General features: G+C 28.0%; 18 protein-coding genes, 1 riboswitch and 1 other annotated feature. Of the genes, 14 read left to right on the forward strand and 4 right to left on the reverse strand.

The features are described 5' to 3' along the window. Positions 1-13: 13 nt before the first annotated feature. Together Q3223_RS09765 and Q3223_RS09770 are read left to right on the forward strand one after the other, a co-directional pair. Positions 14-1,879, forward strand: a complete 1,866-nt coding sequence (locus tag Q3223_RS09765) for an HIRAN domain-containing protein (RefSeq protein WP_407811908.1) — start codon at positions 14-16, stop codon at positions 1,877-1,879. A gap of 236 nt (positions 1,880-2,115) precedes the next feature. Then, positions 2,116-5,460: a diguanylate cyclase domain-containing protein gene (locus Q3223_RS09770; RefSeq protein WP_407811909.1), complete on the forward strand. Its 3,345-nt coding sequence runs from the start codon at positions 2,116-2,118 to the stop codon at positions 5,458-5,460. Positions 5,461-5,599: 139 nt separating this feature from the next. Here the strand turns inward: Q3223_RS09770 and Q3223_RS09775 are convergent, their stop codons facing one another. Both Q3223_RS09775 and Q3223_RS09780 read right to left on the reverse strand, forming a co-directional pair. Then, on the reverse strand, positions 5,600-6,964 hold the full coding sequence (locus Q3223_RS09775; protein WP_054271268.1) for an amidohydrolase: 1,365 nt from the start codon (positions 6,962-6,964) through the stop codon (positions 5,600-5,602). A gap of 156 nt (positions 6,965-7,120) precedes the next feature. Then, complete coding sequence (locus tag Q3223_RS09780) at positions 7,121-8,464, reverse strand: NCS2 family permease (RefSeq protein ID WP_054277311.1); 1,344 nt, start codon at positions 8,462-8,464, stop codon at positions 7,121-7,123. A gap of 72 nt (positions 8,465-8,536) precedes the next feature. Then, positions 8,537-8,638, reverse strand: a riboswitch (purine riboswitch). 328 nt (positions 8,639-8,966) lie between these two features. Between Q3223_RS09780 and Q3223_RS09785 the strand changes: the two genes are divergently transcribed. The 3 genes from Q3223_RS09785 to Q3223_RS09795 all read left to right on the forward strand — a co-directional run bounded on the left by Q3223_RS09785 (position 8,967) and on the right by Q3223_RS09795 (position 12,422). Continuing rightward, the gene (locus Q3223_RS09785) at positions 8,967-9,620 is read left to right on the forward strand and encodes a pentapeptide repeat-containing protein (protein ID WP_223152769.1); all 654 of its coding nucleotides are present in this window, start codon (positions 8,967-8,969) and stop codon (positions 9,618-9,620) included. A gap of 140 nt (positions 9,621-9,760) precedes the next feature. Beyond that, a complete protein-coding gene (gene brnQ / locus Q3223_RS09790) occupies positions 9,761-11,032 on the forward strand; it encodes a branched-chain amino acid transport system II carrier protein (RefSeq protein ID WP_054271293.1) in 1,272 nt (423 codons plus the stop codon). A gap of 202 nt (positions 11,033-11,234) precedes the next feature. Continuing rightward, entirely contained in the window at positions 11,235-12,422 is a 1,188-nt protein-coding gene (locus Q3223_RS09795) for a DUF3798 domain-containing protein (protein WP_223152770.1), read from the forward strand. 151 nt (positions 12,423-12,573) lie between these two features. Here Q3223_RS09795 and Q3223_RS09800 read toward each other — a convergent pair whose 3' ends face one another. Next, entirely contained in the window at positions 12,574-14,598 is a 2,025-nt protein-coding gene (locus Q3223_RS09800) for a sigma-54-dependent Fis family transcriptional regulator (RefSeq protein ID WP_074178534.1), read from the reverse strand. Between the two features lie 384 nt (positions 14,599-14,982). On the opposite strand from Q3223_RS09800, the gene Q3223_RS09805 reads away from it, so the two are divergent. From Q3223_RS09805 to Q3223_RS09835, 7 genes are all read left to right on the forward strand, one after another. Further along, complete coding sequence (locus tag Q3223_RS09805) at positions 14,983-15,651, forward strand: nucleoside recognition domain-containing protein (protein ID WP_054271263.1); 669 nt, start codon at positions 14,983-14,985, stop codon at positions 15,649-15,651. Position 15,652: 1 nt separating this feature from the next. Further along, positions 15,653-16,138, forward strand: coding sequence for a YjiG family protein (locus Q3223_RS09810; RefSeq protein WP_407811910.1), 486 nt, complete (start codon positions 15,653-15,655; stop codon positions 16,136-16,138). A 62-nt stretch (positions 16,139-16,200) separates the two neighbouring features. Further along, a complete protein-coding gene (locus Q3223_RS09815; protein WP_074178533.1) occupies positions 16,201-17,328 on the forward strand; it encodes a M20 peptidase aminoacylase family protein in 1,128 nt (375 codons plus the stop codon). A 269-nt stretch (positions 17,329-17,597) separates the two neighbouring features. Further along, positions 17,598-18,788 (forward strand): MalY/PatB family protein, encoded by a 1,191-nt coding sequence (locus tag Q3223_RS09820; protein WP_074178532.1) that lies wholly within the window; start codon positions 17,598-17,600, stop codon positions 18,786-18,788. Between the two features lie 131 nt (positions 18,789-18,919). Continuing rightward, positions 18,920-19,175 (forward strand) — a binding site (T-box leader). Positions 19,176-19,233: 58 nt separating this feature from the next. After that, positions 19,234-20,235, forward strand: coding sequence for an aspartate--ammonia ligase (gene asnA, locus Q3223_RS09825; RefSeq protein ID WP_054271259.1), 1,002 nt, complete (start codon positions 19,234-19,236; stop codon positions 20,233-20,235). A 103-nt stretch (positions 20,236-20,338) separates the two neighbouring features. Continuing rightward, positions 20,339-20,728 (forward strand): YkvA family protein, encoded by a 390-nt coding sequence (locus tag Q3223_RS09830; RefSeq protein ID WP_074178531.1) that lies wholly within the window; start codon positions 20,339-20,341, stop codon positions 20,726-20,728. A gap of 160 nt (positions 20,729-20,888) precedes the next feature. Further along, positions 20,889-22,097: a dicarboxylate/amino acid:cation symporter gene (locus Q3223_RS09835; protein ID WP_407811911.1), complete on the forward strand. Its 1,209-nt coding sequence runs from the start codon at positions 20,889-20,891 to the stop codon at positions 22,095-22,097. A gap of 84 nt (positions 22,098-22,181) precedes the next feature. Here the strand turns inward: Q3223_RS09835 and Q3223_RS09840 are convergent, their stop codons facing one another. After that, entirely contained in the window at positions 22,182-23,258 is a 1,077-nt protein-coding gene (locus Q3223_RS09840) for a histidinol-phosphate transaminase (RefSeq protein WP_074178529.1), read from the reverse strand. Between the two features lie 228 nt (positions 23,259-23,486). Here Q3223_RS09840 and hpt point away from each other — a divergent pair, with 228 nt between their 5' ends. After that, a complete protein-coding gene (gene hpt, locus Q3223_RS09845) occupies positions 23,487-24,014 on the forward strand; it encodes a hypoxanthine phosphoribosyltransferase (protein ID WP_044213776.1) in 528 nt (175 codons plus the stop codon). Positions 24,015-24,103: 89 nt separating this feature from the next. Continuing rightward, positions 24,104-25,036 (forward strand): phosphatase PAP2 family protein, encoded by a 933-nt coding sequence (locus tag Q3223_RS09850; RefSeq protein WP_054271255.1) that lies wholly within the window; start codon positions 24,104-24,106, stop codon positions 25,034-25,036. The last annotated feature ends 43 nt before the right edge of the window (positions 25,037-25,079 follow it).

The raw sequence follows: 25,079 nt of genomic DNA on the forward strand, positions 1-25,079 counted from the left end.
GGAGGATAATTTAATGGGCAGTATTTTTAAACAATTGCAAGAAGTTGAGGGTTATGATGGATACAAAGAATCCTTTGAAATGAATTACTTATGTATATATGAAAATATACCTTTAAGAGAACAAGTAGAGCTTGCAAACAATCTAGCAGATGGAATTTTAAGTATGTATAAAAGTGAATCTAATGAAATCTATTTATTGGAGAATAATAATTTTAAACCTCTAATTTGCTATTTTGAAATTTTTATAAAAAAGATAAACACTTTGGTAAAAGAAATGCTGATTGATAAGAAATGGTTATGTAAGCTAACTAAAGAATTAATATATAAAAGTGAAAAGGCTGAGTATGTAAAACTTGGATTAGTTTTAAGTGAGAAATATTTAGAAGTGGAAAATATAAGAGAAGTTGTAGATACATTCTCTAAATCTGGAGAATATGTATTTTATTTGAGTAATACTATTAAGAAACTAGAATTTTACAATACATATTTATTTAATTTATCTAAAAAAGCTACAGGCTCAATAAAAGTATTTGCTATTGTTAACATGGAGATTTTGGATTCTAAAATAAATTCCTATTTGATTGAGGAAGGTTACAAAGATACAAAATATGAACGATTATTGATTAATTATATTGTTTCTATTATTGATTTATATGAATATCTTGAAAGAAGAGATTTAGATAGAGAAAAAATAAATAACTTAGCACATCTGATATGTAACTATCTATTAAGCGTAGAGTTTAAATACATAGGAAATAAAGTCATATTAGTAAATCAATTTTTACCAATTGTAGTGACGTATGGAACTACCTTTAAAAGTTTATATTCAATTTTTTTAATAGCTATAAATGTCTTGAAAGATGAAAATATAGAATGTGATAAAGTCGAATTCGAGAAAGAAATGAATGCTGTCTTACTTAGTAAAAAGTGGAAGGGCATATATTTTGAAGCATTAAAAAATGCAAATGGAAAAACAGAAGATATGATAAAAATGTCAGAAATTTATGCTGTAAATCTATCCTTTGATGATTTGTTGCCGTATTTGGATAGAGATATTAGAGATTTTGAAGTATATTGGTATATATCTAAAAAAGGAGAGACGAGTTCTAAATTAAAATTATTAAACTTTTTTGAAAAGAAATTTAACCTAGATGATTTAACTGGGAAAATGGAAGATATAGAAAAAGATAGATTAACACAAGAATATTATGATGATATGTTATTTTTTATTGTAATTAAAGGTAGTAATTCACTATATCCACAAGGGAAAAATATATCTTTAAAAGGTATATTTGGAAATATAAATGAAGTAAGAAAAGAATCTATAAATATTTTAAAAAGATACAGAGAAAAATTATCTCTTGAAGAGTTGAAAATAGTTAAAGAAGCTTACGAAAAAGAAAGAAATATAAGACTGAAGGATGAACTTAGAAGATTATTATATGAAAGCAATAATTTAAAGAAAGAATTTGTAAATATTGAAAAAATAAAAGTGGATGAACATGGCAAGGATATATACTTAACTTCAGTAGCCGTTGCTGGTTCAAGGTTTAGAAATAGAGAATGTCTTGAAAAAGAATTAGAAAAGAGTAAGATATATTATCTAAATAGAGAGAAAGATAATTTGTATGATGAAAATGCTATTAAAATAGTTGGGGAAACTGGGTATGTAATAGGCTATGTTCCAAGAAAAGATAATTATATTTTAAGTAACTTAATAGATGGAGGCAAGTTATTGTATTGTAGAGTAACTGAATACAATTTATATGAAGATTATATCTATGCAAATGTGTATTTAAGTTATAAGGATGTAATTGAAACAGTTGAAAATTCTCTGAAAATGGTATTAGATAAGAGAAAAGTAAAAGTTATAAACTAATAATCTTATATATTGCTTAAGAATTATATTATAAACAGTAACATTTGATATTATCTAGTTGAAATATAGAAAAATTTAAAATACAATGAATATATAAATAATTTTAATTTGCAATCTGTAAATATGGTTTTAATCTGGGGGAATAAATACATAAGTTTTATAAGTAAAATAAATGAATAGTAAATATTTAAAGAATTTTATATTTATATTGTTTATTAAAAATAGGGGGAGAACTTATGAAGATACAAAAAAAAATATTTATTATTCTTATATTGGTTTCAATAATTCCATCAATAATTATTGCTGGAATTTGTATACACAAGTTTACTAAAAATTCTAATGAATTGATGAAAAATAACATTAAAACAGCTACAATAATACAATCAAAACGTTTAAAGAGTTTTTTTAGTCAGAAAGGAATTACATTAAAAACGACTTCTCAAATTGCTGAAATTCAAGAGTATTTATCCAATGAAAATAAGAAAATTATAGTTGATGGAGTAAAACAAGCAAATATAAATAGTATACTAAAAGATATTAATAATAAAGAAAAATTTTTGCTTAGAATGTCACTTATTGATAAAAATGATGTAGTAGTAGCATCCAGTGATGAAAATATTATTAATAAAAAAGCACTAATGTCAGGTTCAGAATTTAAAGGTTTGCCACAAGATAGTTTAAAGATTTCTAACATAAATAATAAGAAGAGTTTTTATATAAGTAAAAGAAACTTTGTAATAGGGTATCCCATTTGGATTAATAATGAATATCAAGGTTTTGTATCCTTTATTGTAGATACAGACTATATTAAAAATATAATAAATGATATACCTTCTTTTAATACTGGTAAAATGATTGTAATCGACTCTATAGGAAATGTAGTGGCTAATGATGGTAAATATAAATATGAAAATATAATAGATGATGAAAATTTTTTTAAAGAATGGGATTCTAAAAATTTTAAAAATAATCCAGATGGATTTATAAGTTACTCTGAAGACCATATCAAAAATATTGGATATTATTCTGAGGTATCAGATGGATGGTTTATATTAAGTACTGTAGAGGCATCAGAGATAATGAAGCCAATTGACAAGGCAATAATTGCTGTATTACTTTTTATGATTTTAATTATATTTTTTATATGTATAATTTCTGTATATGTAAAAAAACACTTTTTAAATCCTATGGGTAAATTACTTGAGGGGATAGAAAAAATAAAAGATGGAGATATGAGTATAAGATTTAATCTTGATACGAATAACGAGTATGCTAAAATTACTACTGCTTTCAATAGTCTGATTGATACTATGGTCAATAATTCTGAAGAACTAAAAAGAATAAATGATGATTTAAAGGTGCTTACTGCAAATATTCCTGGAGGAGTATATAAATACAGTTGTGATGGAAACTACATATTTAATTTTGTTAATGAAGGATATCAAAACCTATTAGGATATACAAAAGAAGAGCTTGAATTATTTTTTGATAACAAGTTGTTAAATGTAATATATGAAGATGACCGTGAAATAGTGAAAGATAAATTAGAAAGGCAACTAAAAAGTGGTAATATACTTGAAGTTGAGTATAGAGTAGTTCATTCAGATGGAGAGATACGCTGGTTATTAGATAAAGGACAAATAGTAAAAGATAAGCATGAACATTCGTGGGTATATTGTGTTGTGATTGATATTACATCAAGTAAGTCGGCACAAGAACGATTAGATGTAAGTGAAGAGTGTTATAGAATTGTTATGGACCAAGAGAATAACATTGTCTTTGAGTGGAACTTAAATACAGATACAGTGAATATTTCTGACAAATGGGAAAAGAAATTTGGATATAAACCAGTAAGAAATAATCTAATTGAGAATATGCTAGAAAAGGAAATGATATACAAAGATGATATAGAAAAGTGTATAGAACTTTTTACTAGAGCTATGGATGGTGACAATTCATATAATGAAACAGAACTTAGATTTAGAAAAGGAAAAAATGAATATATTTGGTGTAAAGTTAGATTATCTAGTATTATTGATAAGTATAATCAATGTACACGTGTTATAGGTGTTGTTGCAGATATAGATAAAGAAAAAAGGAAAAACGATGAATTTAAAAATAAAGCACAGAGAGATTTACTTACAGGATTATATAATAAAATTACAACAGAAGATTTAGTTAGAACTTATTTAGAAAATGAAGGTAAGGAATGTCGTAGTGCATTGTTTATAATAGACATTGATGACTTCAAGGGGATTAATGATAATCTAGGGCATTTATTTGGAGATGCAGTTTTAAATGATATAGCATCTAAATTTGTAAATATTTTTAGAGACAGTGATATTATCGGACGTATAGGAGGAGATGAATTTTTAATTCTTCTAAAAAACTTGAATTCAGAAGAAATACTAAAGCAAAAAGCAGATGAATTAATGAGTTTATTTAGACGTTCATTTACAGGTAAAAATAAAGATTATAAAATTTCTGGAAGTATAGGGATTGCTATTTATCCTCAGCATGGTAAAAATTTTAATGAACTTTTTAGAAGTGCAGACAATTCATTATATGTAGCAAAAGACAAAGGTAAGGATTGCTATTGGATATGTGAAAGTAATAGTCAAACTATGGATAGTGAAATAATAAGAACTAAAAACTTTACTTCTGTATTAGGTGGAGAAGAAGATATTGATGAGGCATATAAAACAAAATCTACATCTAAACAAAATCTTTCTGAGTATATATTTAGAATTTTATATGAATCCAAAGATGTTGATACTGCAGTAAATTTTATCTTGGAGCTGGTTGGTAGGTCATATAATGTAAGTCGTGCATATGTGTTTGAAAATTCGGATGACAATACTTATTGTAGCAATACATTTGAATGGTGTAATGATGGTATTGAACCAGAAATAGAGAATCTCAAAGAAGTGTCATATAGTCTAATTGGAGATTATAAGCAATATTTTAATGAGAGAGGAATTTTTTATTGTAAAGATATATCTACACTTAATGGTGGATTATATGAAATATTGGAAGCACAAGGGATTGTTTCTATGTTGCAGTGTGCAATCTTAGATGAAGGAGAATTCAGTGGATATGTAGGGTTTGATGACTGTAATGGAAATAGATTTTGGACAAAGGACGAAATAGAATCCTTGACCTTTATATCAGAAATATTAAGTGTATTTTTGATTAACAAACATAAGCAAGATAAATTAATAAAATCTTATGAGACTACAAAGGTAATTATGGACAATTTGAATTCATGGACTTATGTAATAAATAAAAATACTTATGAACTATTATTCATAAATCAAAAGACATTGAGTATTGCCCCAAATGCAAAGATAAATCAATTGTGTTACAAGGCATTTTGGGGGAGAGATGAGCCATGTGATATTTGTCCAATGAATGGACTTAATGAAGAAAAAAGGTCCTGTACAATTGATATGTATAATGATAATCTTAATGTCTGGAGTAGTGCAAATGCTTCATATATAGAATGGAATGAAGAAAAAGGAGCTTGTCTAATGTGTTGTAATGATATAACTAAGTATAAAGTCAATGAATATAAGGTTTAATATATAATCTTTTCTTGTTGCTATGTAAGAAAAATATATAGCTAAATTATTTTTGAAGCAGATAAAAAACAATTGTTTTGTATATATGATGTATAATCAAAGTTATATATTCATATTTACAAAACAATTGAAATTTGTATTATTTTATAATTTTAAATTTAGAAGGAATTTTAACTTCTGCTTTTTCTTTTATTTTAGAAGCTTGTTCTTTAACCTTATTTAACAATTCAGACTCATTTACAACCAATACGTTTCTTTCTTTCATTAGCCATTTACCATCACAAATTGTAGAATCTACATTTTCGCTAGTCATAGAATAAACTATATTTCCAATTGGATTATGCATTGGTAAAGAATGAATTGTATCTGGATTTAGAATAATCATATCTGCTTTTTTTCCTACTTCAAGGCTACCAATTTCTTTTTCCAATAGAGCACATTTTGCTCCATTTATAGTAGCCATTTCTAATACTTCTTCAGCAGGAATGACTGTTGGATTTAAAGTTCTACCTTTATGTATTAATGAAGTTAAGTACATATCCCTCATAAGGTCCATTCTATTATTTGAAGGTGCTCCATCAGTACCAATTGAAACTGGTATTCCTTTTTCTAACATTTCAGGAATTGATGCAAATCCTAGAACTACTTTCATAGCTGCAGCTGGATTATGAGAAACTTTTACATCGTGTAATCTAAATAAATCAATTTCTTTATGAGTAAGCCAAACTGTGTGAGCAGCTAAAAGATTTGGACCTAATATACCTAATTTATCAAGATACTCAACTGTTCCAACTCCATTCTTCTGTTTTACAAATGAAATCTCATCAGCTATTTCAGCAATATGCATATGTATACCTGTATCATACTTGTCAGCTAGTTGTTTAGTCTTAATAAGTAATTCGTCTGTTGTATTAAAAATAGTTCTTAATGCAAACCATATTTTGATTCTTTCATTAGATGTATTATTAAATTTATGGAATAGGTCTAATTGAGTATTGATTTCTTCATCTGTAGTTTTTTGCCATGCTTCAGGAAGTCCATCTCCTGTATCCATAACTGATTTAGCTAGACATGCTCTAAGCCCAGTTTTGTCAACAGCTTCAACCATAGCATCTACATATTGACCACCAGATTCCAAAAATGTAGTAACACCAGATTTTATCAACTCAATACAACATGCAGTGGATGAGATTAATGAATCTTCATAATTAAAGCTACTTTCAAATGGCCAGATTCTTTCTCTAAGCCAAGTTAAAAGTACAACATCGTCTGCAAGACCACGTTCTAATTGTTGAGATAAATGAACGTGTGTATTTACTAATCCTGGCATTAATATTTTTCCTTTAGCGTCGTATATCTCAGCATCTTTATCAGCAATATTGCTATCAAATTTGCCAACATTTTTTATAATGTTGTTTTCAATAAGTATACTTCCATTCTCGTATACTTCTCTATCCGCATTCATAGTAATTAGATATGCATTTTTTATAAGTAATTGTGACATAAGTATCCTTCCTTTTTTATATATTTTTGTATCCACATATTATGATAATAAATTTTCTATACAAAGTTAATAGCAAAATCACTTTTATATGTAAAATTGATTTTGCTATTCATAAATTAAAAATAAATAAGATTTTATTTTATATATTTTAAAATATTAACTTAGAACTAAATTTACAACTGCAAGTAAACCTATAACCCAAAGTGTAATACTGATTTTATTAGTTTCTTTAGCTACAACATGCATTATTATGTATGAAATAAATCCAAAGCATAAACCAATACTTATACTATAAGTTAGAGGCATCAATAAAACTGTAACAAAAGCAGGTACTGCTATTTTGCTATCAGCAAAATCAATTTGCTTTATACTTTCGAACATGAACACACCAACCATAACAAGTGCAGGTGCTGCGGCGTAAGTAGGAACTATACCAAGTAATGGTGTAAATATAAGTGTGGCTAAGAATAAAGCTGCTGTTACTACAGAAGCAAGTCCAGTTCTTGCACCTGCTGCTATACCAGAAGCAGATTCTCCAAATGTTGTAACTGTACTAGTTCCTAAGAATGAACCTATTAAAGTAGAAGAAACATCTGCATATAACATTTTTCCTAAATCTTTTATTTCACCATTCTCATCTTCAAGACCCATTTGTTTACAACAAGTAATAAGAAATGCTAATGAATCAAACATATCTATAAACATGAAAGAGAATATAGGTCCAATTAATGAGAATTTCAATGCTCCTATAATATCTAATTTAAAAGCAATTGGTGCTATACTAGGTGGTTTTGAAATTATTGCTGTTGGTAATTCTACAAATCCAAATATAATAGATATTATTGTTGCAACAACTATACTTATTAATATCCCACCTTTAACCTTCTTATATTCTAATATTGCCATTAATATAAGAGCAAAAAGAGCTATTAAAACTGTTGGTGTAAAATCGGCAAGTGAAACTATAGTATCTGGGTTTGCTATTATAACACCCATGTTTTTTAAACCAACAAAAGCAAGGAAAAGACCTATACCTGCTGAAGAAGCTACTGCTAATTCTCTAGGAATAGCGTCTGCAATGGTCTTTCGAAGACCCGTTACTGCGAGTGTAAAGAATACACAGCCAGATAAAAAGACTACTCCAAGACCTGTTTGCCACGGGATTCCTGCTCCTATAACCAAAGAGTATGTGAAAAATGCATTTAATCCCATACCAGGTGCTAGAGCGAATGGCGCATTTCCTAAAAGTGCAAATATTAGTGTACCAATGGCTGTAGCTAATATAGTAACAGTTATAAGTGCGGCTTTATCCATACCAGCTTCAGATAATATTGCTGGATTTACAAAAACTATATATGCCATTGTTAAGAATGTAGTAACTCCACCTATCACTTCTGTTTTAAGGTTAGAGCCACGTTCGCTAAATTTAAACATTTTGTCTAAAAAGCTCAATGATGAATTATTTCCATCTGGTTGTACATTGTTAGTATTTGGTACCATTTTTACCTCCAAAAAACTTTAAGATATAAACAAAAAAATATATATTCATATAGATAGAATAGAATATATATTCAAAGTTGACATTCTATTCATAGAAAACTCATTTAAGGTGAGTTTGTAGAAACTATTAGACCATATTACTAATATTATATGAACATTTTCTATTTGTTTTTCTGTTGTATTATATCGTAATATTGTATTATTTACAATAAATTTAATAAAATTATTCGTTTTTTTGTCGATTTTATAAAAAATTAAGGTTATTTATTATTAGAAATTATTCTTTTTAATAATAAAATATGTATGGACATAATATGAGCCATGTTCATATGCCTTATACTATTAATGGAAGTTTATTATAGATAAGTTTGTGATATAATTATAAATGTACTGAATACAAGAATATTTCGTAAAAACTTTTTAATATATCAAATATATATATTAAGTTAATATATTAAATAAAATGGTGATAAAAAGAATATAATTTATAGTGGAGGGGAAAATGACTAAAGTTATTAAAGTACAAAAGCCTAAATTTACAGAGGAATTAGAATCTATTGAAAATCTTGAAAATATGCTTGATGATATACTTAATGATGAAAAAATATTTAATAAAATTATAGAAAATGAAATTATAAGTGATTTAAATGCTATAAGAGTTAGTTTTGAGTCTTGTATATTTAGAAATGTATCTTTTGAGAATTGTAATCTAAAAAAGATTGATTTGCTGGATGTAGTATTTGAAAACTGTAATTTATCAAATACATTTTTTGATGAAGGAAGTATATATAGAGTTGAATTTAAAGACAGCAAATTGATAGGAGTTAGATTTGATGATTGTATACTTAAAAACGTTCTGTTCAAAGATGTTTTAGGTAAGTATTCTAACTTTTCATTCTCTAAATTTAAGGTGGTTTCTATTTTGGATTCAAATTTTGAGAATTCTGTATTTCAAGAAGTAAAAAGTGATAATCTGGTATTCGAGTATACAAATCTTAAAAAAGCCAATTTTAATGGAAGTAAACTTTCTGGTGTAGATTTTACTACTAATAATATTGAAGGAATTGAGGTTGGAATAAACGATATTAGAGGAGCTATTTTTGATGTATCACAAGCAATTGATTTAACAAAATTGATGGGAATTATAATAAAATGAAAAAAATATTCATAAAATAAATTGGGAAAACGTTAACAATGTGTGAATTTTTACCAGATTGACATTTTTCTGAAAATAAAGTAAGATTATCTTAATATTCAAAATATTTTCAAAGGGGGTAGTTTGGTGTGAGTAAGCAGATGAGAGATATTTTTGTGGTTGGTTTTGCTTTATTTTCTATGTTCTTTGGCGCAGGAAATCTTATGTTCCCTCCATTTTTAGGAATGGAATCCGGCAAAGACTGGTTAATTCCTCTTATTGGCTTTGTTGTTGCAGATGCTGGTATAGCAATGCTTGTTATTATAGCAACAGCAAGATGTAAGGGAAGCATGGATGATGTACTTAGGAGAGCTGGTAAAGGATTAGCAAGAGTAATGAGTGTAGCAGCTCTAGCATGTTTAGCACTTCTTGTTATACCAAGAACTTGTGCAACAACATATGAGATGGGTATTATACCTATATTTGGAGACCATGGACCAGCAGCTAAAGCGATATTTTCAGTGATTTTCTTTGGATTAACTTTAGCATTTACAATTAGGTCTTCTAAGGTTATAGACATAATAGGTAAGTATTTAACTCCAGCGTTATTATTAGTATTATTTGTTTTAATAGTAAAAGGTATAATTTCACCAGCAGGACCTATGAGTCCAGAACATATGATAGATAGAAATCTATTTGGTGAAGGTATATCACAAGGTTACCAGACAATGGATGCTCTAGGTGCAGCTTCTATGGCAACTATAATGTTAATGTCTATAGTGGGTAAAGGATATACATCAGATAAGGACCAAATTGGAATGACTATTAAAGCTGGTTTTGTAGCTTGTGTATTTTTAGCATTAGTATATGGTGGTCTTACTTATTTAGGTGCAACAGTTTCAACAATATATGATACTAGTGTACCTCAGGCATCTTTATTAGTTGAAATAACTAGTATACTATTGTATGGTCAGGTAGGAAAGATAATTTTAGGTATAATTGTAGCACTTGCCTGTCTTACTACTTCTACAGGTTTAACAGCATCAATATCAACTTATTTTGAAGGAATAAGTAAGGCAACTTACAAACAACTAGTTATAGGCATATGTGTGGCTAGTATGCTTATATCAAATTTAGGTGTTGACTCTATAATAGCTATATCAGTTCCAATCCTACAAACTATATATCCTGTTTTATTAGTAATAGTTATCATGGAGTTGGCTGGTAAAAATATAAAAAATGATAATGCATTTAAAGGTGCAGCATACGTTACATTAGTGGTTAGTGTATTATCTGCTGTAAATGGAATGACAGGAGCTGTTCCATTTATACAAAGCTTACCACTTGCAGGTTTGGGCTTTAACTGGGTAATACCAGCTATATTGGGTGGAATAGTTGGTAACTTCATAAAAAGCAACAAACAAGTAGCATAATAATTTGTAATTAATTTAATTTTATAATATATAATTTTTTTAGTACTATGGGTAGGTTTAATCAAAACCTAATCTACCCATAGTACTTTTTAGATTGAAGTACAATAATGTGTATATAATTTTTTATAATATAATTTTTCTTTGAAGTATGATAAAATTAGTAATAGTGATAATAAAGTACAAATTTAGGAGGTTTTAACTAATGCTTAGAAAAATAACAGCATTTATGCTATCCATATGTTTAATTATTGGACTTACAGGCTGTAGTTTGATTGCAGGCAAGCAAGATAAAAAGGAAATTATAGATGACTTTAAAGTTGCAGTAGTAACTCAACCATTATCTGAGAACAAAGTACAGTATAATATAGTAGAAAGCTTGGCAAAAGAGTATGAAGAAGAGAATAAAATTGATAAAGACAAAGATGGTAAAGCTAAAGTTAAGCAAACTATAAAGCATGTTGTATTACCAGAAAACTTTACTTCTAATATAGATAACGCTATAAATCAAATAGTAAAATTGGCTGATGATAAAGAAATTCAGGCAATTGTAGTATCTACAAATCAAGCAGGTCTTTTACCAGCTTTACAAAAGGTAAAGGAAAAGCGTTCAGAAATAATAACTATTTCTGCACCTATGGGAGATGACAAGAATCAATTAAGTCAGTATGTTGATGTGAATTTAGGGGCTAATATAGAGGAAAGAGGAAAGTTATTAGCAGAACATTCAAAAGAAATGGGAGCAAAGGCTTTTATTCATTACGCTTCTAAAGATGATTTAAAAGATGCTAATATAGCCAAAAGACTAGAGAAGATTAAAGAGACTTGTAAAAATATAGGACTACAATTTGTACAAGTGGATACACCAAATATCAATAATGAAGAAGATAAAAATAAGGTTAAGCAGTTTTTAAATGAAGACATTGAAAAACAAGTTAAAAAATATGGAAAAGATATAAATGTATTTGGTGTAAATGAGATTATGGACGAAGTTATATTAACTAAGGCTTTAGAGTTAAAGTATATAGTTGCAGAACAAAGTAATCCATCACCAACACAAACATATCCTGAGGTTATGGGACTAAAGATATCTAAAAAAGATGCTCAAAATTATAATAAAATAAATGATATGATAAGTGAAAAAGCTAAGGCTGCTGGTATGTCAAATAGGCTTGGAGGATATCCTATGCCAATGGATGCTTTTATACCAGCATTAGCAATACATCTTGCTACTGAAATGGTAAAGGGAGACTTAACACAAGAAGATGTAAGTGCTCAAGATTATTTAGAGGGATTTGTAGAATTAAAATTTGGTATTGGTTCAGAATTTACACCTTTAACAGAGGTACTTTATAATTATCAATTAGTAGTCTTAAATCAATTAATCTATTAATATTAAAAGCTATGTTATTAGTAATAAAATACTAATTTCATAGCTTTTTCTGATAATAAATAAGTTTTATTATTTTATATAAAACTTTATATAAAAATAAAATCTTAGGATTATATAAAACATGATAAAGTAAATATGAATTACTATAGATTTAAATTATATTATTTTCTATTATTTTTGTGCCTTTCTCAGTTAAAGTGGAACCTTTTCTTCCTTTGCCAGAAAATAAGTATCCATTGAGAGTTAAATATTCTAGCATACTTCTTACTTCATATTCTGTGACATTATATTCCATAAATTTCATTAGTTTTGTTCTACCCATAGGTTTTATATATAATGACTTTAAAATAGAAATACATATGTTTTTGTCATATTGACTTAAATCATGAAATATAGAGACATTATTTGATACAGGATGATTATTTAATTTTGAAGATATATTTTGAGGTAAATCATTTATTGTAAGATAATTAGAACCCATGTAAGCCATATATTCAATACAGTTTCTCAATTCTCTAATATTACCCATCCAAGTGTAGGAATTTAGAGTCTCTAAAAGATATTTATCTAGTTTAACATTTTTATAGGGAAGCTCTTTTAAAAATGACTCTAAAAGAAGTGGAATATCTTCTAATCTATTTCTAAGAGGAGGTAAGTCTAAAGTAAACATACTTATTCTATAAAATAAGTCCATCCTAAATTTATTTTCTATAATTAATTTTTCTAAGTCTTTATTTGTGGCAGCTAATATTCTTACATCAATTGGAATGATGCTTGTACCACCAATTTTTCTAATTTCTTTTTCTTGTAAAACTCTCAGAAGTTTAACTTGTAAGTTGTGTGGCATATCTCCTATTTCATCTAAAAATATAGTTCCAGTATGAGCTAATTCAAATAATCCTTTTTTTCCGCCTTTTTTAGCACCAGTAAAAGAACCATCTTCATATCCAAATAGTTCACTTTCAAGTAGTTCACTTGGTAATGAAGCACAATTTATAGCTACAAAAGGTTTATTTTTTCTATTTGAATGATTGTGTATTGATTGAATGAAGGCCTCTTTACCTGTACCTGTCTCACCTGTTATTAATATAGGATTATCTGTAAGAGCCATTTTTTTTGCTTTTTCAATACAATCTTTTATAACAGAGCTATTTCCAATAATATTATTAAATTTATATTTAGCTACATAACCTCTTTTAACAGAATCACTTCTTATTTTTTGTTCTAATATCTCGATGTTATTTACATCTTTTAATGTAATTAAACAACCTTCTATATTTTTATAAAGATAAAATGGTTTTTTAGAAAGTATGAATTTTTTATCTATTTCATCGATGTATATAATCATATTGTCTATATTTAAATTTTTCGTAATTTTATGTAAAAAACTCTTTGGTAGATAATCCATTAAAGATGGAGATTTTATAAGTTTTTCATCTAGTTCAAGCATACTAAGTAAAGATTTATTTACAAAAGTAACTTTATTGAAGGTATTAAAAAATATTAAACCATCTCCTATTTCATCAATAGTCATGTAAAGTATTGTTTTTAGTTTAGATATATTATCCAATGATGTATTTAAAAAGTCATGACTGAGTGTTTCCTTAGATAATTTATATAATTTTTCTATAAATTTTTCATTTTTTAATTTTAATACCACTAGTAATGACATATATGTATCTAATGAAATTTTTCTCCATCCTAAGTCAACTATGTTTTTTATGTATTTTGGTATAAATCTAATTTGCCCTGGTGTTATAGCTGTATCCAAATCATATATTTCATCACAATCTGGATAGGTTGGTACAAAATCTATATGATTTATCCCAATTTTATATAGGTAGGTAGCCATTTCAAACGCTGATGTTTTATTAGTGGTCATAAGTAATGATTTTGTACCAGGAGGTAGTTGCATCATTTTTTCATAACCAAGTTTTGAAAGTGCTTTTGTTCCATGAATAATTTCAATATCTTCTTTAAAATGTTTTATTAAAAAATTACTAGTTAAAGGTGATAAAGAAAGTACAACATCTCCTTCTAAATTTTCTTTTATGCCATCGAGTATATTTTGTGTTTCTATGATTATCTCATCTCCAAAAAAGTTTATTAACTCTTCTTTGTAATGATTACTATTCAATTTATCGTATGTTATAAGGATTAATTTCTTTTTATCCATGCTATTTCTCCTAACAAAGTAATATTTATTTTATTTTTTTAAGTACAAGGTAAGTTATATTATACATCAAATAATATGATAAATTTAGAAATTCGATTTAAAAAAGGTTTTTATAGGTTTTTATCCTGTAAAAACCTATTTATAAATATTTTTTGATAAATAACTAAAGCATATTTTTATATTAAGAAGTGTATTTTGATAAGTAATAAAAAAATAATGTATTTAAATACTTTAGAAGTTAGTAATTATAAGCAATTTATTATATGGAATAAATTTACAATAAAAAAATGGATATAAAACCCTTATCATTAAATTATTGGCACAAATTTTGCTTATTAAAGAGATATACTAATAAATTTTAATTAAACAGGAGGGAGAATTTAAATGAGCAAATTGGAATCAGCAACAGAAAAAGTAGAAGTAAAATGGTATGGGTATGTAGCATTAATTTTGGGTGCATTATTCTTTTCAGGAATATTTAAGGATGCGTCAGGGCCATTAAAAGTATTGGATTTTAATAATGTACTGGGTTCTTTTGGAACATTAGGAACTGTTAATGATGGTGTGGGTACATTAGCTGCAAATTTTAGAGGTGATGGAGGTACTGGTCCTAGAGATGGATGGCTATATGCATTGACACTAATACCATCTGTTATGTTTGCACTTGGAATAGTTAGAGTTATAGACCATTTAGATGGGATGAAGGCAGCTCAGAAGCTTCTTAGTCCGCTATTAAAACCGTTATTAGGATTACCTGGATTTGCAGGATTGACTTTGATAGCTAGTTTACAATCTACTGATGCAGCTGCATCTATGACTAAAGAACTTAAAGATGATGGATATATAGACGAGAAACAAAAGGCTGTATTTTGTGCATTTCAATTTTCAGGTGCATCTGCAATCACAAACTTCTTTGCTTCTGGAGCAGCATTGTTTCCATTTATCGGAGATGTTCCAATCTTTATACCACTTGCTTTAATATTAATTATGAAATTTGTTGGAGCAAACTTACTTAGACTATATTTAAATAAATTTGACAAGGGGGAAGCTTAATATGAGTGAAGTAGCAAAAAAAGAAGTAAGGGCTAAAAAAGGGAATGTGATAGACGCATTTATTGGAGGAGCTAGAAATGGATTTCAAATAAGCACAAATTCAATGGCTCCAAATGTTATCTTTGGTTTTGCTATAATTTCTATATTTAATTTAACAGGTCTTTTGGATGTGATAGGAACAATATTTACACCTGTAATGAGCATATTTGGACTTTCAGGTGTTGCAGCAACTGCAATAATGACAATATTTATATCAATGGGAGGAGCATCTGGAGTAATAGCAGGTCTATTTACAGCAGGTCAGATAAGCCAAGCACATGTTGCAATTCTTTTACCAATGTTATTGCTTTCAGGTGCTCAGATACAATTTATGGGTAGACTTTTAGGAACTGCTGAATTAAAGACAAAATATTATACACATATGTTTGTGATAGCAACTTTAAATGGTTGTATTGCAATGCTTATAATGAATTATTTCGTAGTATAGGTAAGTATAATAAAAGTTTTATATAAATATAAGGTTTACATTTTAAGGAGGAGTTTTATACTATGGAAACTAATAAAGATTATATTGAGTACGTACATAGGGTGTATGATTATTTACATACTATACCAGAAAAAGGGTTTGAAGAATATAAGACATCTGAGTTTGTTTTAAAGGAACTTGAAAAAATGGGTTTTGAAGATATTAATAAAGGCATTGCAGGAACTGGTATTATAGTAACTATAGATTCTAAAAAAGAAGGACCAGTATTTGCTATAAGGGCAGACATGGATGCGTTGGAATTTATAATAGATGGAGAAAAGAAAATGATACATGCTTGTGGACATGATGGTCACACTTCCATGCTTTTAACAGCTGCAAAACTAATAAGAGAAAGAAATCTAGTAAAGAGAGGTACTTTAAAAATACTTTTTCAACCAGGAGAAGAAAAACTATATGGTGCATTAAGAGTAATCGATTCTGGCTTATTGGATGATGTGGAAGAAATGGTAGGTATGCATTTAAGACCTGGTCAAGATTGTAGACTTGGAAAGGCAATACCTGCAATGTATCATTGTGCTAGTTGCATAATGGAGTTTACGATTAAAGGTGTTACTTGTCATGGGTCTAAACCACACTTAGGAGTAAATGCAGTAGATGCTGTTTGTTTGGCAGTGAGTGCAATAAATGCAATAAGAGTAAATCCAGCTGTACCAAACTCCATAAAAGTGACAAATATATCAGTTAAAGGAGAAACATATAATAATATACCAGATGAAGCATTTATGGCTTTAGATATAAGAGCAGAAAGTAATGAGATAATAGAAGAATTAAAAGAAAAAGCAATACATGCTGTAAAAACTGCTGCAAATTCTATAAATGCAGAGGCTATGTTACTTTCAAAGGATGGAGTGCCAGCAGCAGAGTTTGATGAAGGGCTTGTGAAATTGGCTGAAGAAACTATAAAAGATATATTGGGAGAAGATGCGTCTATAGGTACATTTAAGAATTCTGGTGGAGAGGATTTTCACTACTACACACAAAAACTAAAATGTAAAACTACATATATTGGATTGGGAGCTGATGCTACACCAGGATTTCACAATCCAAATGTGACATTTGATACAAAGGCTTTGGAATATGGAGTTGATATATGGTGTAGATTAGTTGAAAAGAGATTGGGTAATATCTAAACTAATGATTCTACATTTACAAATTTAGAAGTTATAGAAAAGATTGCTTATGTCAGTTGAAATATAATTAATATAAGCAATCTTGTTTTGATATATTGAAACTATTTTTACAACATTGAAAAAAACTATAACCATAAAAACAAGTATATTTTAAATCTATTGGACAAAAAAGTGTTACTATTATAATATGTAGAATTGTAAAATAACACCAAATTACATCCAGTTATATACTAAATAATTATAAAATTTGTATTTTTAGGAGGGGTAAAATGAGTAAATATAATTTTGACCAAGTAATAGATAGAGTAGGGACAGATTGTGTAAAATGGGATTTTAGAACTAATTGTTCACCAAAAGCACAAAAAGATGGTTTACCTTTTTGGATTGCAGATATGGATTTTGAATGTGCAGAGCCAATAATAGAAGCATTACATAAAAAAGTTGACCATAAAATATTTGGATATAGTTCTAATGATAGTGAAGAATACTTTAATGCAGTTTGTAGCTGGTACAAAAGAAGATTTAACTGGGAAATAAATAGAGAAAATATTGTATTTAGTCCAGGAGTTGTACCAGCTGTTGCTATTTTAGTAAGAATATTAACTGATTCTAATGAAGGTGTAATAGTTCAAAAACCAGTGTATTACCCATTTGAAGCAAAGATAAAAAGTAATAATAGAGAAGTTGTAAACAATCCTCTGATATATGAGAATGGCACATATAGAATGGATTATGCTGATTTAGAAGAAAAGGCTAAGTGTAGCAATAATAAAGTACTTATACTTTGTAGCCCTCACAATCCAGTTGGTAGAGTATGGAGAGAAGATGAATTAAAAAAAGTTGTAGAAATATGTAAAAAATATGACTTATGGATAATAGCTGATGAAATACATTCTGATTTAATTAGAAAAGGATTTAAACATACTCCTTTACAATCATTATGCCCAGAGTACAAAGATAAAATAGTTACATGTATAGCACCAAGTAAAACGTTTAATCTAGCTGGAATGCAATTATCTAATATAATAGTGAATAACAATGATTTAAAAAAGAAATATCAAGAAGAGGTCACAGCTGTTGGAGTTGGAACTTCACCAAATCCTTTTGCTATTGTAGCTACTATAGCAGCATATAATGAAAGTGAAGATTGGGTTAATGAATTGAATGAATATTTAGATAATAATATAAGATTTATTGATGAATACTTAAAAGAAAATTTACCAAAAGTAAAACTTGTTTATCCAGAAGGAACGTATTTAGCATGGTTAGATTTTACTGCCTATGGATTAAATGAAATAGAACTTGAAGATTTAATGTTTAAGAAAGCTAATGTATTATTTGATGAAGGCTATATATTTGGAAAACAAGGAATAGGATTTGAAAGAATAAATGTAGCATGCCCACAGTCTTTATTAAAAGAATGTATGGATAGATTAAAGGCTACATTTGAAAATTTATAAGTATAGGTAAAAATTTATAGGATGCATAGAAATAAAAAATATTAAACTTGACAAATTTTAACTAATCACTTATCATACTATTATGAATAAATAGAAAACATAAGAGAGTTAAATTTTATTAGATTAAATTCTTAAAGACTTTGAAAGGAAGAGTAGTTATAGAATGTAGTTAAAGCGAGTTGGTGATGGTGTGAGACCAATATGAAGTCTATAATGAAGAACATCCTGGAGTTGCTAACCGAAATTTTAAAATAGTAGGCTTAGTCGGAACCAAACCGTTATCATATTGGGATGTATCGAGTAATATCTGTACATTATGAGCTGGGTTTAAATTTATTTTAAACTAATCAGGGTGGTACCGCGGAAAGATAACCTTTCGTCCCTTTTATATAGGGATGAAAGGTTTTTTTAATGGAAAAATATATAAATATAGGGAGTGAATAATATGAGTACAATAATACCAAAGGATTATAACAGTAGTTTGAATGTAATTGATACACAAGTAGCTATAAAAAAATTAAAAGATTTTTTTGAAATGAGATTGAGCAATGAACTAAATCTAATAAGAGTTTCTTCTCCATTATTTGTATTGCCTGAAACTGGTGCAAATGATAATTTAAATGGAGAAAAGGCTGTAAGTTTTGATATACCATTTATGAATAAAAATGCAGAAATTGTTCAATCACTTGCAAAATGGAAGAGATTAGCCCTTAAAAAATATGGTTTTGAAGTTGGCAGTGGTTTATATACAGATATGAATGCGATAAGAAAAAATGAAGAGTTAGATAACATACATTCTCTTTATGTAGACCAATGGGATTGGGAATTGGTAATAGATAAAAGTAGTAGAAATGAAAATACTTTAAAAGATGTTGTAAAAAGACTATATGGAGTATTTAAGGATACAGAGATATTTGTATGTAGCATGTATGAAGGAATAAAAGAAATCTTACCAGAAGAAATAACTTTTATAACATCACAAGAGTTAGAAGATATGTATCCAGAATTATCTCCAAAGGAAAGAGAAGATAAAATTGTAAAAGATAAGAAAGCTGTATTTATAACTCAAATAGGAAAGACGCTAACATCAGGAGAAAAACATGATGGAAGAAGCCCTGATTATGATGATTGGGAATTAAATGGAGATATACTATTTTATAACCCTGTTTTAGATTCTGCATTAGAGCTATCTTCAATGGGAATTAGAGTTGATGAAGAATCTCTTGATAGACAACTTAAACTTGCTGGATGTGAAGATAGAAAAGAGTTTGATTATCATAAGATGCTTTTAAATGGTGAACTTCCATATACAATTGGTGGAGGTATTGGTCAGTCAAGAATATGTATGTATTTCTTACAAAAGGCTCATATAGGAGAAGTACAGGTTGGAGTATGGCCACAAGATATGATTAAAAATTGTAGTAGTGCAGGAATTGAATTGTTATAATTTGAATATATACTAGTTGATAAAATTTATATATAATATACTCATCAAATTAATTATATCGGTTATAATGTAGAATAACCTATAATTATAAGAGGTGATAAATATGGAATTTCTAAAAAGAATGGTTAATATAATTTTAGATTTTTTTAAAAAAATTTTAGTGAGATTTAAAAAGGCTAAATTTGGTTTGCTTTTTATATTTGATTTACTTAAACTACCTGATTTTATGACGGATAAAAGAATCAATATAGTCTATAAAGTAAAAGTAGTTTCCGTTTTAATTTTTACTATATCTTACTTTGTATCTGGAGTTGATATAATTCCTGAGATGCTTACTGGAGCATTTGGATTTATAGATGATATTATAGTATTAATTTGGAGCATAGGTATTGTGAATGAAGAAATTAATAGATATAGAAATATAACAAAAGAAGATAAACATTCAAATATAATTGAAAATGTAGAATTTTCTATAAAAGATGAAGAAGAATAACAATTTATATATGTTATTCTTTTTTTTATTAATAAAAAATGGCTAAATTGTTGACGGAGAGGTAAAACTCTATTATCATAATAAGTGGATATCCAATATTTAACTAAGTATTCAATGTACAAGAATGCTTAATTTAAAAAATTATGGAGGGTAAAATATTATGAAGAAGAAAATAGGTTTAGTGCCCAAGCTAATCATCGGTATCATAGTCGGTATTTTAATCGGAAGTTATGCACCAGAAATAATAGTACAAATACTAGTAACAGTTAGTACATTATTCTCAGCATTCTTAAAGTTTGTAATACCATTTATAATTATAGGGTTTGTAACAGCAGGTATAGCAGATTTAGCAACAGGTGCAGGAAAATTATTAGGAATAACTACAGCAATAGCGTATGGCTCTACTCTAATAGCGGGATTATTATCATTTGCAGTATCTATGCTAATTTTCCCAAATTTTATTGATGCAAGCGTAGCAAGTCAAATTGGAGACCCAGAGGCAGGAATGTTAGCTCCAATCTTCACAATTCCATTGGAGCCTATGGTAGATGTAACAGCAGCAATTGTGTTTGCATTTGTAATGGGGCTTGGAATATCAGCTTTAAGAAATCATGGAAAAGGAGAAGTTTTATTTAAATTCTTCCAAGAGTTCCAAGAAATTGTAACGAAAACGTTGTCAACAGTAATTATACCTTTATTACCTTTATACATAGCAGGAACTTTTGCGAATATAACTATAGCAGGGGAAGTATGGACAATATTAGGGGTATTCTGGAAAGTTTATTTAGTGGTAATACCTTTACATTTTGTATATATGGCATGCCAATTTACAGCAGCAGGAGCATTTTCAGGGAAAAATCCAGTAAGAATGTTAAAAAATCAAGTACCTGGATATTTAACAGCTATAGGTACTCAATCTTCAGCAGCAACTATACCAGTTAATGTTGGTTGTGCAGAAAAAAATGGAGTAAGTAAGCAAATCAGAGAATTTGTTGTGCCTCTTTGTGCAACAATACATTTATCCGGTAGTATGATATCAATAACAGGGTTTACAACAGCAGTTTTAATGATGAATGGTATGCCACATGGAATAGGTGTATTATTCCCTTATATTGCAATGTTAGGTATAGCAATGGTTGCAGCACCAGGGGCACCAGGTGGGGCTATAATGAGTGCACTTCCTTTCTTACCAATGGTTGGAATACCATCAGATGGAGGTCTTGCAAGTTTAATGATAGCTTTATACTTAACTCAAGACAGTTTTGGTACAGCATGTAATGTATCAGGAGATAATGCAATAGCAGCAGTTGTAGATAAAATAAATGATGGAATGAGTAAAAAAGGAAACAAAGAAGAACAAAGTGCTTAGTTTGTTAATAAACAAAAATGAGTTATCTCAAATAGAGATAACTCATTTTTTATACTTATAAAGTTACACAATAAAGTGATTTTTCTATTCAAAAATTGCTTTAAGAGATGATATTAATAATTTATTTTCATTAGGTTTTAGTATACATACCCTGAAGAAATATTCATCTAGCCCATCAAATGAATAACAATCTCTTATTATTATTTTTTGTGGAATTAGTTTATCACGAAGAGCTTTAGCAGTAAATTCCTTTGTTTTAATTTTACATAATATAAAATTACCTTTAGTATCATATACGTTTAAGTTCTTTATGTTTTTAAGTTCCTTAAGTAAATAATCTCTTTCAGTATTCATTAAAGAAATAGTACTTGATATAAAATTCAAATCACTAAACATGATTTCTCCCATTTTTGAAGCGATTATATTTATATTCCATAAATCTAGGTTTTTATTTATTTCATTTTTAACCTTAATGTCAGATATAAGACCGTATCCAAGTCTTATACCAGGTGTTGAAAAAAACTTTGATGTGCCCCTTATAACAAATAAATTAAAATAATCATCAACTAACTGAGTACAAGAATATATGTCTGTATCAGTAAATTCTATATAAGTCTCATCAATCATTAAAAAAGAGTCTGTGTTTTTTAAAATTTCTCTTACTTGTATTTTAGTAAATGCAAATCCAGTAGGATTGCTAGGGTTGCAGATGATAACCAAATCATAATTTTTAGCGTTAATAGTTTCTATAAGATTTTCTAAATTTATGTTAAAATTATCTTCTTCTTTGGCGAAGTATTTATCTATAGAACAATTAACTTTAGATAGCTCTTTTTCATACTCTGAATATGCAGGGGAAAGTAAAAGAGCTTGTTTAGGGTTGATTGTATGTATGAATGATGAGATTAATTCTGTAGCTCCACTGCCAAGGACTATATTATCTATAGAACATTTGCAGTAACTTGATATAGAAGTTTTTAAGTCTATGTAATCAGGGTCAGGATACATAGATACCATATCTATATTGTTTACAATGTATTGTTTGGCTAAACTTGATGTACCAAAAGGATTTATATTTGAACTAAAATCCATAAATTCTTCTTTTGAAAAGCCATACTTACTAGATAAACTATATAAATTAGCTCCATGATTTGTGCTCATAAAAGTACCTCCAAAAATAAAATTATATAATTGATAAAAATAACTGATTAATACATGTACATATAGATTATAATACAAAGGAATGTTTATTCCAAATTTTTAAGATAAAAAGCAAAAAAGTATGGATAAGCTGTTACTTTACGTTTAAAAATGATGAAAAATATTTTAATTGATATTTTGGTATGCTATAATATATAGGTTAATAGATGGAAAGCGGGAGGGTACAAGATGTACAAAATTACAGGAAAAATGTTGACAGAAGAACAAATAAAAGAAAAAGTTTATGAATTAGGAAAAAAAATAGAAGAAGATTTTAAAGGTGAAGATTTACTAGTAGTAGGTATCCTTAAAGGAGCTAGTGTATTTGTTTCAGATTTAATAAGATGTATAGACTTAGATGTAAATATAGATTTTATGAGCGTTACAAGCTATGGTAGTTCAACAGAATCTTCTGGAACAGTTAAAATATTAAAAGATTTAGATGTAGACATTGAAGGAAAAAATGTATTAATTGTGGAGGATATAATAGACTCTGGATTGACATTAAGTAACCTAGTCGCAGCTTTGAAGACTAGAAGCCCAAAATGCCTAAAGCTATGTACTTTACTTGATAAACCTCAAAGAAGAAAAGCTAATATACCTGTAGACTATGTGGGATTTGTTATTGAAGATAAATTTATTGTTGGATATGGAATAGATTATGCTGAGAAGTATAGAAATTTACCTTATATAGGTATAGTTGAGGATGTAGAATAAGACTTAAATGTGAATTAAAAGCACTAATCTCTAAGGGATTTAGTGCTTTTTAATTAAGTATATAAAATATTAGTAAAGGAGACCTCTATATGGATATTCAATTAAGTATATTATTATTTTTCCAAAATTTAAGAAATCCAATTTTGAACTTTATATTTCTTGTATTCACAATAAGTACAGAAGCACCACTATTAATATTAATTACAACAATCATTTACTGGTGTATAAATAAAAAATGTGGGCAGAAAATATTGTTTGCTATAATTGGAAATTTTGTTGTGAATTTAGGAATCAAAGAATTTGTAAAAGCTCCTAGACCAATAGGAATAAAAGGTCTTGAGTCACTGAGAGTTTCTACTGCTGGTGGTTACTCTTTTCCAAGTGCTCATACTCAAACTGCAACTACATTTTGGGTTAGTATTATGACTATATTTAAAAAGAGATACATTCATTTAATAGGTGCATTAATGGTATTAGGTGTTGGTTTATCTAGACTATATTTGGCAGTTCATTGGCCTATAGATGTAATAGCTGGGTGGACCTTAGGTATATTTTTTACAGTTATATTTGTAAAAATATTTGACTATATTGACGATAGTAAAAATTATATTTTTCTTGTGGTTTTACTTATACCATTTGTTATAATAGCTATATTTTTAAATAGCCCTGACTATTTTGAAAAATTTGGTATCATAGTAGGGTTTATATTTGGATATATAGTTGAAGATAAATTTGTTAGATTTAATACAGACAATAATAACAAAAAAATTAATTTTAGTAGTAAAAATAAAAATAGTAAAAATATAATATTTTCAAGAATATGTAGGTTTTTGGTTGGGATAGTAACAATAGGCATGTTATATATGGGGATTAAAGTATTTATTTCAATGTTAATTGTTACTTTAAATCTAAGTGATTCTAATATGAGTATAATTTTTATGAACTTTATTAAGAATACTGTAGTTGTTTTTTATGGTGTGGCAGGAGCTCCTGCATTATTTAAACTTTTGAAGCTAAATTAAGCTAAACTACTTTATTAATAGTTTAACTTAAAAAATTAAGGGA

Origin of the sequence: Clostridioides sp. GD02367 (assembly GCF_045900275.1) — a bacterium.
GTDB lineage: Bacteria > Bacillota > Clostridia > Peptostreptococcales > Peptostreptococcaceae > Clostridioides > Clostridioides difficile_A.

What these genes read in the sequence shown, in the direction of transcription:
- Q3223_RS09765 (WP_407811908.1), top strand. Translation starts at nt 14, where the DNA reads ATGGGCAGTATTTTTAAACAATTGCAAGAAGTTGAGGGTTATGATGGA.
- Q3223_RS09770 (WP_407811909.1), top strand. Translation starts at nt 2,116, where the DNA reads ATGAAGATACAAAAAAAAATATTTATTATTCTTATATTGGTTTCAATA.
- Q3223_RS09775 (WP_054271268.1), bottom strand. Translation starts at nt 6,964, where the DNA reads ATGTCACAATTACTTATAAAAAATGCATATCTAATTACTATGAATGCG.
- Q3223_RS09780 (WP_054277311.1), bottom strand. Translation starts at nt 8,464, where the DNA reads ATGGTACCAAATACTAACAATGTACAACCAGATGGAAATAATTCATCA.
- Q3223_RS09785 (WP_223152769.1), top strand. Translation starts at nt 8,967, where the DNA reads ATGACTAAAGTTATTAAAGTACAAAAGCCTAAATTTACAGAGGAATTA.
- brnQ (WP_054271293.1), top strand. Translation starts at nt 9,761, where the DNA reads ATGAGAGATATTTTTGTGGTTGGTTTTGCTTTATTTTCTATGTTCTTT.
- Q3223_RS09795 (WP_223152770.1), top strand. Translation starts at nt 11,235, where the DNA reads ATGCTTAGAAAAATAACAGCATTTATGCTATCCATATGTTTAATTATT.
- Q3223_RS09800 (WP_074178534.1), bottom strand. Translation starts at nt 14,598, where the DNA reads ATGGATAAAAAGAAATTAATCCTTATAACATACGATAAATTGAATAGT.
- Q3223_RS09805 (WP_054271263.1), top strand. Translation starts at nt 14,983, where the DNA reads ATGAGCAAATTGGAATCAGCAACAGAAAAAGTAGAAGTAAAATGGTAT.
- Q3223_RS09810 (WP_407811910.1), top strand. Translation starts at nt 15,653, where the DNA reads ATGAGTGAAGTAGCAAAAAAAGAAGTAAGGGCTAAAAAAGGGAATGTG.
- Q3223_RS09815 (WP_074178533.1), top strand. Translation starts at nt 16,201, where the DNA reads ATGGAAACTAATAAAGATTATATTGAGTACGTACATAGGGTGTATGAT.
- Q3223_RS09820 (WP_074178532.1), top strand. Translation starts at nt 17,598, where the DNA reads ATGAGTAAATATAATTTTGACCAAGTAATAGATAGAGTAGGGACAGAT.
- asnA (WP_054271259.1), top strand. Translation starts at nt 19,234, where the DNA reads ATGAGTACAATAATACCAAAGGATTATAACAGTAGTTTGAATGTAATT.
- Q3223_RS09830 (WP_074178531.1), top strand. Translation starts at nt 20,339, where the DNA reads ATGGAATTTCTAAAAAGAATGGTTAATATAATTTTAGATTTTTTTAAA.
- Q3223_RS09835 (WP_407811911.1), top strand. Translation starts at nt 20,889, where the DNA reads ATGAAGAAGAAAATAGGTTTAGTGCCCAAGCTAATCATCGGTATCATA.
- Q3223_RS09840 (WP_074178529.1), bottom strand. Translation starts at nt 23,258, where the DNA reads ATGAGCACAAATCATGGAGCTAATTTATATAGTTTATCTAGTAAGTAT.
- hpt (WP_044213776.1), top strand. Translation starts at nt 23,487, where the DNA reads ATGTACAAAATTACAGGAAAAATGTTGACAGAAGAACAAATAAAAGAA.
- Q3223_RS09850 (WP_054271255.1), top strand. Translation starts at nt 24,104, where the DNA reads ATGGATATTCAATTAAGTATATTATTATTTTTCCAAAATTTAAGAAAT.